General features: G+C 49.6%; 15 protein-coding genes. All 15 read right to left on the bottom strand.

Annotation, left to right across the window (positions count from 1 at the left end):
* Positions 1–64: 64 nt before the first annotated feature.
* The 15 genes from MHH93_RS08105 to MHH93_RS08035 all read right to left on the bottom strand — a co-directional run bounded on the left by MHH93_RS08105 (position 65) and on the right by MHH93_RS08035 (position 12,063).
* Positions 65–451 (bottom strand): hypothetical protein, encoded by a 387-nt coding sequence (locus MHH93_RS08105; RefSeq protein WP_500053621.1) that lies wholly within the window; start codon positions 449–451, stop codon positions 65–67.
* Positions 452–512: 61 nt separating this feature from the next.
* Complete coding sequence (locus tag MHH93_RS08100) at positions 513–983, bottom strand: GNAT family N-acetyltransferase (RefSeq protein WP_500053620.1); 471 nt, start codon at positions 981–983, stop codon at positions 513–515.
* Positions 980–1,699 carry a GNAT family N-acetyltransferase gene (locus MHH93_RS08095; RefSeq protein WP_500053619.1) on the bottom strand — a complete coding sequence of 240 codons (720 nt, stop codon included), beginning with the start codon at positions 1,697–1,699 and terminating at the stop codon, positions 980–982. Before MHH93_RS08095 ends, MHH93_RS08100 begins: the two co-directional genes overlap by 4 nt.
* A gap of 2 nt (positions 1,700–1,701) precedes the next feature.
* Positions 1,702–2,070 carry a hypothetical protein gene (locus tag MHH93_RS08090; protein ID WP_500053618.1) on the bottom strand — a complete coding sequence of 123 codons (369 nt, stop codon included), beginning with the start codon at positions 2,068–2,070 and terminating at the stop codon, positions 1,702–1,704.
* 85 nt (positions 2,071–2,155) lie between these two features.
* Complete coding sequence (locus tag MHH93_RS08085; protein ID WP_500053617.1) at positions 2,156–3,049, bottom strand: serine/threonine-protein kinase; 894 nt, start codon at positions 3,047–3,049, stop codon at positions 2,156–2,158.
* Positions 3,046–3,624, bottom strand: a complete 579-nt coding sequence (locus MHH93_RS08080; protein ID WP_500053616.1) for a GNAT family N-acetyltransferase — start codon at positions 3,622–3,624, stop codon at positions 3,046–3,048. Before MHH93_RS08080 ends, MHH93_RS08085 begins: the two co-directional genes overlap by 4 nt.
* Positions 3,617–4,201: a DJ-1/PfpI family protein gene (locus MHH93_RS08075; protein ID WP_500053615.1), complete on the bottom strand. Its 585-nt coding sequence runs from the start codon at positions 4,199–4,201 to the stop codon at positions 3,617–3,619. Before MHH93_RS08075 ends, MHH93_RS08080 begins: the two co-directional genes overlap by 8 nt.
* Positions 4,202–4,222: 21 nt before the next feature.
* Complete coding sequence (locus tag MHH93_RS08070; protein ID WP_500053614.1) at positions 4,223–4,351, bottom strand: hypothetical protein; 129 nt, start codon at positions 4,349–4,351, stop codon at positions 4,223–4,225.
* Positions 4,352–4,411: 60 nt separating this feature from the next.
* Entirely contained in the window at positions 4,412–5,308 is an 897-nt protein-coding gene (locus tag MHH93_RS08065) for an SDR family oxidoreductase (protein ID WP_500053769.1), read from the bottom strand.
* Between the two features lie 79 nt (positions 5,309–5,387).
* Positions 5,388–6,704, bottom strand: a complete 1,317-nt coding sequence (locus MHH93_RS08060) for a F390 synthetase-related protein (RefSeq protein ID WP_500053613.1) — start codon at positions 6,702–6,704, stop codon at positions 5,388–5,390.
* Positions 6,701–7,561 carry an MBL fold metallo-hydrolase gene (locus tag MHH93_RS08055; RefSeq protein WP_500053612.1) on the bottom strand — a complete coding sequence of 287 codons (861 nt, stop codon included), beginning with the start codon at positions 7,559–7,561 and terminating at the stop codon, positions 6,701–6,703. Before MHH93_RS08055 ends, MHH93_RS08060 begins: the two co-directional genes overlap by 4 nt.
* A complete protein-coding gene (locus MHH93_RS08050; RefSeq protein WP_500053611.1) occupies positions 7,555–8,550 on the bottom strand; it encodes an NAD-dependent epimerase/dehydratase family protein in 996 nt (331 codons plus the stop codon). The genes MHH93_RS08055 and MHH93_RS08050 overlap by 7 nt, the downstream gene beginning before the upstream one ends.
* On the bottom strand, positions 8,547–9,839 hold the full coding sequence (locus MHH93_RS08045; RefSeq protein WP_500053610.1) for an ATP-grasp domain-containing protein: 1,293 nt from the start codon (positions 9,837–9,839) through the stop codon (positions 8,547–8,549). Before MHH93_RS08045 ends, MHH93_RS08050 begins: the two co-directional genes overlap by 4 nt.
* Positions 9,829–10,830 carry a beta-ketoacyl-ACP synthase III gene (locus tag MHH93_RS08040; RefSeq protein ID WP_500053609.1) on the bottom strand — a complete coding sequence of 334 codons (1,002 nt, stop codon included), beginning with the start codon at positions 10,828–10,830 and terminating at the stop codon, positions 9,829–9,831. Before MHH93_RS08040 ends, MHH93_RS08045 begins: the two co-directional genes overlap by 11 nt.
* Positions 10,831–11,172: 342 nt before the next feature.
* Positions 11,173–12,063: a TIGR01777 family oxidoreductase gene (locus tag MHH93_RS08035; RefSeq protein ID WP_500053608.1), complete on the bottom strand. Its 891-nt coding sequence runs from the start codon at positions 12,061–12,063 to the stop codon at positions 11,173–11,175.
* Positions 12,064–12,106 lie beyond the last annotated feature (43 nt).

The raw sequence follows: 12,106 nt of genomic DNA, 5'->3' as shown, positions 1-12,106 counted from the left end.
TGCTCATGCTGACTGGAGGTGAGGTTTGTACTTCCGGCTCATCACACACTAGGATGATGAACCATTATTCTACATTCATTTTATACTGCCTAAGCCAGTCCTTACCACTATGCCACGGCTCCACAGGGCTGTGCTCTCCAAGCATTTCGCTACTTGCCTGAGCCATGATCCATTCCTTGAGACCGTTCTCCGGACTGGAATCGAGTTGCTGTAACAGGAGAAGAAGTCCTGCCTCACCCGTATTCAGGATGTCCTTGTAAACCTCCGGGTTACCAGCAATGTAATCATTGGGATTGCTGCTGGTCAGCAGGACAGGGTCACTAACCATCTGCTGCAGCTTGCTTTCGATAGTTGCTGATAATACTTGTTCTTCCGTCTGAGTCGAACATGCTGCTACCGTCAGTGCAATACACCCAGATAACAAACCCAGAATCAGTCTGCTGCGATTCACTGGACCACTCCTTTCAATAAGCAGTTAATGCAACAGGTTGGTCTGTAATACTCAAGTCCAGCTACAGAGCAATCTCCCATTTTTCTTCGGTAAGCTCCTGACCTGACAAAATCTGCTTACGGACTTCTATCACTTTAAAGCCGGAGGACTGATATAATCTACGTGCTCCATCCAAAGACACGTTGGTCCACAGGATGATAGACGTGTAGCCCTGTTCTTTTGCGTAAGAAACTGCCTGTTCAATCAGTTTCCGGCCCCACCCTGCACCACGCGCTTCCGGTTCGATCAGAAACCAGCGCAGTTGAGCCGTATGTTCATTCACCTGAGTAAGTCCTATGGAACCGGAAGCTGTCTGATCTAACTCAACAATCCATAACATCTCCCTCGCGTGATTGCCCGTAAAGCCAAACGAATTCACCGCATGGGTGATAAATTCAGCAAAGCTATCATCATAATTATACTCGTTTTGATAGATTCGGATATGCGCTTCAATGACATACTGAAGGTCCTTTTGTAGGAAAGTGCGGATCACTCAACATCACAGCCTTTCTTCAACCCCACAGTTGTGATACTAAAATCCACACCGAATTGAATTAGTCCCAGTTTACGGGCAACTTGCTGTGAAGCGAGATTATCCCAAGATGTACTGTAGATTGGCATGCGTCCACGCTCCTTGACATGATACTGCCAGCATTTTACCGTCTCCGCTGCATACCCATGTCCTCTATAACCAGTTGCCGTATATAGACTTGCTTCCGCCCCATGTTCGGAAATCCTTGCGGAACAACATACTGCCACAGCAGAATCACCAATCACAAAAGCGGAAACAGGCCATTTTTCATGCAATTGATCTGTTAATTCAGGGAAGTGCTCTGCCAGCAAATCACGCTGCTCCTGACCAATTAGTTGTACGTTCCGACTCCACTCGTCAGATGACTCAGGAAAAGCATAGACTGGTCCCATCCACACATGGCTAACTGGTTCAAAGGTTTCCACCTTGCGGATCAGTTTTGGAATATCCAATGGAAGCCCGCAATCCTTCCCCAACTCATTCATTAGTTCCGACGGTAACTGCTCATGGTAATAGATCAGTGAATCGGCAGAAGCCAGCCCGATAAAAATGGCCGGTGCCTGCCCACCCCCCGGTTCGTTAATGCTTAATAGACGGTGCTGCTCATTGATTGTATATAACGTGCTCGCCTGTATTTTCAACATTTCCATAGACGACAGGTTCGATGTAGGAGCCATAACTATGAAGTTAACCTTTGCAATAATCGTTTGCCTTCACTGCCTTTACCTGCTTCCTGCTGCTCCAGAAAATCGGATAATTCACGTAAATCAGACGGGCGATACCCAGCCCCACACCCACAATTATGAAAGGTATAACCATGACGATACAGCATCATCACTTTGGTCCATTGTTTGCTATCCTTTTGCTTGGGTGCCTGGAAATCCTGTCCCATGCTAGCCATAGACATAGTACATTGTGGACATTTATATTCGAGTTGTGACACCACTTCAGGGCTCAGGTCATATCTGGAAACTTGTTTAAATGATTTGCGACAGTTGAAGCAGGCATAGATGTCTTTGTATGGTCCTGACATGGCATATCTGCACATCGTCTGCACCTCCCTTAATAATTTCCATTATACGGGACTCCACACGCACATACGAATCGATTTTGCATAATTGCGAACATCCTCTTCACAAGAAACATTGATCTTGTACCGCAGCTTGTTTCCAAGCCTTACTCAGTTCTGCAATCGTTACATACCGCTGGGACCGATCAACATTCACCGCACGAATCACAACTTGATATAAAGCCTCTCCGGCATCCCATCTATCATATGAACGGTCTTTCTCACCGCCCAGCAGCGCAAATGCCATGGCTCCCATATTGAATACATTGGTAATTCCATCTATGGATGCACCTAACTCAAATTCCTCTGGAGACATAAAGCGGGAAGATCCCCACATACGTCCCATCGTATTGATAAAGGCGCCCTTCCGATACAGATCGATATCGCAAATTTTCATGAAGCTTTTGTCAAAATCATAGATCAGACTGCCGTCATACAGATCAACAGCCACATAACCTCTCCGCTCCACTTCGATATGAAAATCAAGAATTTGCTCCATCGCGCCAATCCGTGCCTTCACCGGAAGTTGTCTGAACTGGTAGTAGGGCGAACGAGGATCTTCATATTTGGCCGGAGGCGGAAATTTCCAATGATTATGGAGATTCTCTCCCTCCACCCAATCGAATACACAGACATACCCTTGGTCCGTTGCAAAATGATCCGTTAGTCGAATCAACGTGTCATGCGCCAAATCTTCGTAAAAGGACACAGATAATTTCAGATTACGAATGGCTTCCGGAGGACTCCCTGTATGATTCGCGTGAATTGTACGTGCCCCCGCATACTTTACGAACAATCTCTTGCCATCCTTTTGCACGATGCCGAAGGAGAGATTACCTGAATCCTGCTGATCAAATACGCGAAAGACCGTACCCATGGGCCGCAACCAATCAAAAGAATGATACTCTTTCAAGACAAAAGAAACACCGTCGACTTCAAGTTCAACTTGATCTGTCATAGAACTCCTCCTGTCGAGCCATCTTTAATGGATGTTGATTGCTCTGTATAGAAATAATTCATATGTGCCTCGTCATATCCCTGACCGTACACTTCCAGCGCGTTGCGCTCCATGCCATACACTTCAAATCCATATCGCTCATATAAACGTCTGGCTGATTCATTCGTAGTTACCACGCTCAGATTAATCTGCTTGATGCCTTCCAGATGTGTTCCTCTGTCCAGGACTTCCTGGAGCAATCGCGCTGCCAGACCGTTCCCCCGATATTGCGGAGCTACATAGACACCCCAGATCATGCCTTTGTGCCTGAGCTTCAGGCCATACTCCCTCTTGAAACCCATCATTCCCGCCAGTGTTCCTTCTGCTGTGTACGCCCCCAGAATATAATCATCGGGCTCATTATGTATGCGTTCCTGCACTTCATTCATGGGGATCTGAATGGATAATTCGAAGGAAGCTCCGAAGGCTTCAGGATGCATTTTGAGTGCTTCCAGTCGAAAAGGCCAGTATATGTCTGCTTCATCCCGGCGGATATTGCGAATAACGTACCTATCCTGCATATATCCCTCACTCATACTCAATCGCTCCCTGTATTTCATACGGATAATCAATCTGAAGTTTTACATTAGCCGCCGCTTCCTGTCCTGCCAGCAGTCCCACAACATAGATCCCCAGATCAATGGACGTGGCTACTCCACCGGCAGTAATTACATTTCCATCTCGCACGATCCGGCTCTGAATAACTTCAGCAACGTACGGCTGAAGCAGATCATAGGTATAAGGATGTGTCGTCGCTCTTTTACCCGACAAAAATCCAGCCGCACCCAGCAGAAGAGAGCCTGTGCACACGGATACCTTCAAGGGAACAGACTCCGCTTGTTTCAACCAGCCTACGAACGCCTCGTCATACCGAAGCTTACGTGTTCCCATGCCTCCGGGGACAAACACGAGATCATACTCTGCCAGGTCCGGCTTCACTCGATCCACCTTCAACGTCAAGCCAGACTCATCCGTGACCTGATCTGTAATCGCACAGGTTTCCCACGTCGTTCCTTTCGTTTGTTCAAAGAAATTCAACCGATTGATTACATCATAAAACCCTGCAAAATCAAGGAAAGTCAGTCCATCAAACAAAACAAATGCGATTTTCATATCTAAAAACCTCCAATAGTCTTATTTTGACGCGTTCCGATCCCGCTCCAACGCTTCCTTCACCCGGTCACGTACTGGCAGTTTGCTATTGATATGAAGAAGCAGGCCCACAATCACAAGAAGCAGAATAACAACAATGGTTTCAAACACGGGTCCACCCCTCTCAAGGAAATAGTGGCAAATGTGACCGACTCCTGAAGGTTGTAGTCTCTATTTTAGTCCGCGGGCAATGATCCATTCCAGCCATTTCCACGGTAGCAATGCTTTACCTATGATCAACACACGCGATCCTTTTCCCAGCGCATATCGGAGTCTTGGTGCACGCATTCGTGCAATTCGTCCGATCAGATCTGCTACCTCCTGTGGGTCAGGTGCCGTCTCGCTTGCATGTTGGGAATAACGAAGGACCGCATCCAGCTTATGCTTATACGGTGAGCCCTCGCTCCGGTGAATTTCCCCCAGACCCTTATTCCAGATCGGCGTGCGATAAGCGCCTGGTTCAACCAATACCACCCGAACGCCGAACGAAGACATCTCATGCCGCAGACTTTCCGTGAATCCTTCCACAGCGAATTTGGAGGCAGCATAGGGCGCATACCCTGGAAATCCGGACAAACCGCTGACGCTGGACAAGTTAATAATTAGCCCCTGCTTCTGTTCACGCATCACGGGAAGGACCGCACGTGTCACGGCGATTAACCCAAACAGATTCGTCTCCATCTGGCGCCGCCAATCCTCCATCGATACTTCCTCAATGAACCCCCCGACCGCAAATCCTGCATTATTCACCAGTATGTCGATGCGCCCATACACGTGAACGACTTTGGTTATAGCTGCTTGCACCGATTCAGAATCCGTAACGTCCAACTGCTCATACACCAAACGTTCTGTTATGCCTGCCTCTCCTGCAAGTCTGACCAACTCTTCTCTTCGATTCAGGTCACGCATGGTAGCAACAACAAGGTATCCCTGCTTGGCAAGAGTAATGGCCGTTAACATACCGAAGCCACTGGATGTGCCTGTGATGAGAGCCACGGGATCATATGCACCGGATGTTGATATTCTTTTTTCCTTTATTTCTTCATTTCTATGATCTTCTGTCTGCATCCGTTGCTGTCCATCTCCTATCTTGTATGTCACCACTGTCATTCAGCCACCTGCTCTCCCCCAATATTTTCTCACCAGCTTAATCAAGCTGTCTCTCCACCCTGCGTAGCTTGGTGACCCCTGGTTTGAAAGCATACGGAACGAATCTCACCTCTGGCAAAGTACAATCCATCCTGTCTGCCAACTTGTTCAATTCCTGCAACACATCAGCCTTTACTTGCCCCATTGCTGCATTTCCACCAAGTACTAGCGATACCTCCATCGTACCGTTCCCACGTTGCACCACACGATAATGTTCAATATCGGGCGAAGCCGCAATGACGGCGCGGGTAACGAAATCTGGAAAGACAGGTACCGGCACCCCCGTATGCAGTTGAGTAAAATAAAGCGTATCATCACAGCGGCCTTCAATCCGCTCAATAGCTGTAAACAAAGAACCGCAGGCACATGGCATCGCCGCCTCGGTCAGAATATCATTCAGCAGATACCGAATGATCGGCTGTGATGTTCTGGAGAAGTCCGTAATAATGGGCATGAACCGGCGGGTGGCGGAATCAATGTACTCTTTTTCAATATGGACTATATCTTCATTCAAATGCAGTGTGCCATAACGACAGGTCGCACCCAGGAACCCTTCTGTACACTGGTAGACTTGATGAATGGTCTGTCCAAAGACCTGCTCCAGCACCTTACGATCCAGGGGGTCCAGCACCTCGGCAACCGAGATAATTTTATCCGGTACAGCGGTCAATTGACCTGCAACATAGGCATCTGCCAACAGACGCAGCATGGATGGAGGAGCTACCCACACCGTAGGCTGGTACTCTTCCAACCGTTTCACCAAGGTCTCCACACGCTCCAGCAGATCAAAGTACTGAAACTGCAACTTGCCACGCTGTACCGATTCATACAGATTACTGTTGGCCCGCAGGAAAAACGCAATCTTGGCAGGTTTCCACAGTCCACCAGGCAGCAACTTGGCCAGCACCGTGCCCGTCCACGCATCCTGCTCCCGATCACTTACCAGAAATATCCCCCGGTTCCCTGACGTACCCGAGGACAATCCAACAGTCACTCCCTGAATGGAGGGTTTGAAGTCACGCGTTTCTTCGCTCTCACCTGCAAGAGCCAACGCTTCGTCCTTGGTAATGCCCACCGTATTCAGTGTATCGAAGTTCTGCATCATGATTGATTTGTCTGTCAACGGAAAGCTTCTCCAGTTGGATGCGTCCACGCCACCCCACCATTTCCGGTAAAACGGAGATCGGGCGCGGATCTGATGGACATGTCGAATAATCCGGCGCTCTTGCCAGCGCTCCAGTTGTTCTCGCGTTTTCCATGTTCGCAGCCCACGTGCAAGCGCATAATGAACCACAATACGAAGTGGATTGCTCATAAGCCCTGTCCTCCTGTGCCCCAAGCGTCCAGCACATCTCGACAATGACTTGGCACAATCCGAATGTGGGGGAACTGCTGATGCAGCTGAACCAACTTGTCAAAGTTACGGTGGTATGCCTGTCGATCAGACATAATGATACCCGCGATCGCATGAGGTCTGCGCTGTTCACGAAAAGCCCGACTCGACCACACTGCGTCCGCGCACAGGAAATAATCATGTTCTTCTGTACGCAGCAGGAGTCCCATCATACCTTCCGCATGACCGGATACATCCACCCCCAGCAGACTGCCATCGCCAAAGATATCGTAGACCTCATCAAAAGGGAACTCCTCTCCAGCTCTCGTCCATCGCTCAGGCTGACGCGTAACTGGCAATGATATGGCCACAAAATCATCAGGCAATAATCCAGACAGATAACCTGCCTTCACAGCTGCAATCGGACCAAGTGAGCGCACAGCATCATAAGCTCTGGGCAGATAGATGAATTGTGCCTCCGGGAAATCCCGTACACCCGCGATATGGTCACCGTGAAAATGGGAGAGGATGATATACCGGATATCCGAAGCTTCCAGCCCAAGCCCAGCCAAAAAATGAACGGCACTATCCTCTTCACGATAGACTACCGGTGTAATATGACGATACAGTGCATTGGGCAGATGAGCCGTTTCCTTGAAAAAACGGGAGCTATATCCCGTATCCAGCAGGATTGGTCCATGTATGGGGTGAATGATGCAGGCAAATCCTGCCGGGAAAGGCACCGGGCTCAACCGACCACCGCGCAGCGTCAGAAACTCTGGATGTGTACAGTAACCCGCCGCACCCAAATATAGTTCTACTGGAGTTGTTGTCAGCATGATTCAGCCCTCCACCAATCTGCAAATTGTTTCAATCCCTCTTCAACAGACACCCCAGGGACATACCCCAATCGCTCCCTTGCATCCGTAATATCCAATGTCTGTGGGATGGATAAGGAGCCAACGGTATAACGTGTCAATGCAGGTTCACCGAGCGCAGGAATAAAGCCATGAACACGCTCCAGCAATGCTGCCGCGCTATATGCCATCCGATAAGGAATGTTAAGGCGACGCAGAGACATATCCAGCATGCCAAAAAGGCTGCTCACCAACTCATTAAACGCCCTCGGATCGCCATTGGAGATATTGTAAGCTCTGCCGAGCGCTTCGTCAGAGGCATCACGGCACAACAACAAGACGTCCACCACATTATCCACACAAGTCAGATCAATTAATGCCTGTCCCCCGCCAATCATCGGCACGCCTGATTTCGCGTTCGCTACGACAATTCTGGGAAATAACGTCTGATCATACGGACCAAAGATCGCTCGCGGTCGAATCATGATCGACGGAAGTCCCTTCGCATGCCCCTCCATCACAACCTGCTCCGCGAGAAGCTTTGTGGCTGCATAATGATTGGCTGGTTTGGATGGCAACGGGTCATTCTCATGTACGTCATATCGCGGTATGTAGTTAAAATAGATACTTGGAGTCGAGACATGTATGAATCGCTGTACATCATTATGCAGGCAGCCATCTATGAGGTTTTGTGTCCCTTCTACATTACTACTGTAAAAGTCACGATAACGGCCCCATGGCGATGACAGAGCCGCACAGTGAAAGACCACATCCTGCCCCGTACACGCTTCATTTACTGCCGCCTTATCCCGTATATCTCCATTCAGAAATCGGATGCCTGCCGACTCAAGTTCTGCACCAATCTTTGGCTGTCGGCCCATGCCCGTGACGTCCCATCCCTCTTTTGCAAGCCGTATCGCGAGGTGCCTGCCCAGACATCCCGTAGCTCCTGTAACCAATGCTCTCTTCATTGTTGTTCACCGTTCCATTCTATGTCGTGAGTCAAAGCTTCAGTCAGCGAGAACTTCTGTGATCTTGCCAGACGCCAGGCGGTCAGCACCACTGCAAATTGTTCAAATAAAGGCTGGATATCCTGCCGCATATAGACCACATCCCTGGCTCCACGCCAGGCAGCTACCCATGCCCGGAACTTTCCTTTGCCGAAGATCTGCTGCAGCCCGCTTCCCAGCATGGGAAGCATGAGCATGGCTTTGCTGCCCCGTGCGGGCGTGATCCATTTTCTTTCTTTGACCAACGTCTCCGGTTCAGTCAGTGCACGTACCAAGTCATCTCCGGGGTGAAACAGATGAATCCCGCTCGTTGCCCTCGGATTACACTCAATTGCGTACAGTTGCCCATCCTGACCTTCTATAAAATCAAACCCAATCTGTCCACTAAAACCCGTTGCCTTAACAAATTGTTTCACCCACGCAAGAGCCCTCTCATGTTCCACCTGTTCAAAAAAGACACTGGCTCCCACGCTACCTGTGCGATAGCGGCTGTCGTACGCGGCGTGCGCAATCAATTGACCTTCGTGGGCTATGCTGTATGTACATAATATCTGACCAGGAATGTAGGCCTGTGCAACCCAAGGCGAAGCAAAGGATAATTGCCCGTGTCCCGGAGGGTCGTTTCGTAAATGTCGACGTTTGTTTTCACTTGCTTTTCCTTCCTGATCGGTTCCTGTGCCAGTGTCATCGGTCATACGTGCTGGCATGCGAACCTTGGCGGCAAAGCGGGAATACACCGGTTTCCATACCCAATCCCCCATCGTCTCCAGAACAGACTGAGCGTCCATCCATTCCTGCTCATTGTTGATCAGACGTGTATCCGGAACCGAAAGGCCGAGTGAGCTTGCGAGCTGTATAAAATGATATTTATGGTGCAGCTCATGCAGCTGCTCCAGAGTCGTAACCAGAACACGGCAATATGCACGCAGTCTGTCTGCCCCTTGAGCCACATAGAAGACTTCTTCACACATGGGGATCAGCAGGTCGATCTGCCAATCCTGTGCCAATCGTTCCAGCTCCGCCAGATACGCAGATGTGTCTTGACGGGGCGGTGGGACCACAGCGCACTGTTCTACTGCACTGGATAATCTGGTCAGATGCCGTACGGTACTCTCCGCAACATAGACCCGATGGCCTGCACGATGAAGCATGCGGGCCAGATCGAGTGTTACGGGAGCTCTTCCGCCTGTAAGAAGTACGTTGAGAGAAGCAGATGGACGATGTCCAGTTTCCCCAGATCTAGTAGTCAAAAATGAGTCCTCCCAATGATAATCCGGCAGCCGTGCCAATCATCAGCACCCGATCCCCCCGCTGAATCCGCTGCTGTCTAATCGCTTCATGCAGCCCCATCGGAATGGATGCCGCAATCGTATTGCCATGGTCTCGTGTGATGTCCATGAATCGATCTTCAGCAATGCCAAGCTTCTTGCGGATCAATCTCATCGCCATGGCACTCCCCTGATGGGGAATAACCAACTGGAAATCTTCCATCCGATTACCGGTTGCCTGTAACATATCGCTTGTGAATTCCGGCAGAAGTCTGGAAGCCATGCGGAAGATCGCTTGTCCATCCATATGAAACAGGTAAGGCTCAGGCTGATCTGCCTTGTAATTCGAAGCGTGCAACCGTGTGCCGCCACCTGCTATCTCCGAGAAGCGCGCACCTCGGCTGTAAGTTCGAAGTGAAGCATGCACGATCTGTGATGATGATCCTTCAGGTGAGCGTTCTATAATGACGGCGGCCGCTCCATCTCCGAACAGGGCCGCACTTTCTTTATCCAACCAATTTAATCCCGCCGAGGCAATCTCAGTGGCAACAATCAGTACTCGTTGGTATCGTCCGGCATCTACCATATAGGAGATCACATCCAGTCCGTTCAGGAAACTCAGGCAGGTTGCATCCATATCAAAGGCGGGTACGCCCGAATCTTGCTGCCCCATGGCCTGTTGGATAAATACCGCCGTACTAGGCAACGGTTGTTCCTTCGTGCCACTGGTGCAAACCAGACAGTCGATATCCTCGAATTGCAATCCTGCATCCGCCAGTGCAGCTTCGGCAGCCCGTGCGCCCATGAAGGAGGAAGTCTCTTCACCCGAAGCATAATGCCGTACACCTACGCCAGTTGCTTTGCTCACCCAGCCCGCAGGCACGCCCAAGCGGCGATCCAGTTCCTCATCGGTGACTTCCTGTACAGGCAGGTACTTCCCTGTTCCCGCGATCCTTACTCTTCTAAGTTGCATTTCCCCAACCTCTTTCTGTTCATCTGACTGATATATATAAGTTCAGCTAATTAGTATTTACACAGACACTCCGATGACAGAACAACTTTCCGATCGCTGTTATCCCCAGATTTTTTTGATTCCCTTCTTAAAAAGGGAAAATCCGGGGATAAAGGCGCACGCTTCGCTTCTTCAAGTTATTTCTGTCCTCTCCGTTATCGTGTAAATGTTTAGTTGAACATATATAAATGAAATGAGTCCTTAACCTCAAATGGCGAAACGCCATTTGATAGAAGCCTTAAAATATATAATAAAGGGCAGATGCCTCTGCCCTTGCTGTTGTGTTTTCTTTTGTATGAAGTATTATTTCTTCTTACTCAGGATCTCGGCAAGAGCGGTATCAAGCGTTCCGTATGTGAATGTGAAGCCTTCCCTCTCCAATCGCTCAGGAATGACCCAACGACTTTTGAGAACCAATTCCGTCTCAGTCTGAATGAAGCGTGCACCCAGTTCAAGCATCCAGCGAGGAGAGGGCAGCCCGATCCGAACACCCATCTGTTCTCTCAGACGTGCCATGAGCTCCCGATTCGTCACTGGATGCGGAGAAGAGGCATTGAACACACCATTAAGATGTGGATGCTCTTGCAGATAGATCACCATGCAGAACAGATCCTCGATATGAATCCAGCTGAACTGCTGTGTGCCTGCGCCTTGCGATCCTCCCAGGCCAAAACGGACTAGGTTCGTCATGGGCACCATCACGCCACCCTCACCAAGCACAATCGCAATCCGCAGTGCAATCTGACGCGTAGACGGCAGACTGAATTCAAAGAAAGCCTGTTCCCAAGCTTTGGCAACGTCAACCGAGAAGCCAGATCCAATCTCGCCCTCTTTTTCCGTCATGGGACGATCTTCAGCATGTCTGTATATGGTTGCTGTACTCGAATTAATCCACAGTTGGGGAGGATGATTACAATCCAGGACGGCTTCCCCGAGAATACGCGTTGTACGCGTTCTGGATTCCAGAATGACTTTGCGATTCTCAGCTGTATAACGGCAGTTCACCGATTTACCTGCCAGGTTAATCAACATCTCCGCTTCTTCCAATGCCTCTATGATTCCCGCACGATCCTCCCAGGCAATATGTCCGGGCTGACGCGAGATGATCAGCACCTCATAACCCAGCTTCTTGAACCTCTGGGCAAAATCCTGTCCGACAAAACCCGTTCCACCAGCCAATATAACCTTCTTCACGGTATCCCCTCATTTCCCATACTGGGTAAAGATTTCGCAAGAA

This window comes from Priestia sp. FSL H7-0729 (assembly GCF_038005685.1).
In the GTDB taxonomy this organism is placed as follows: Bacteria; Bacillota; Bacilli; order Paenibacillales; family Paenibacillaceae; genus Paenibacillus.
This window is presented reverse-complemented; position numbering and strand designations above follow the sequence as displayed.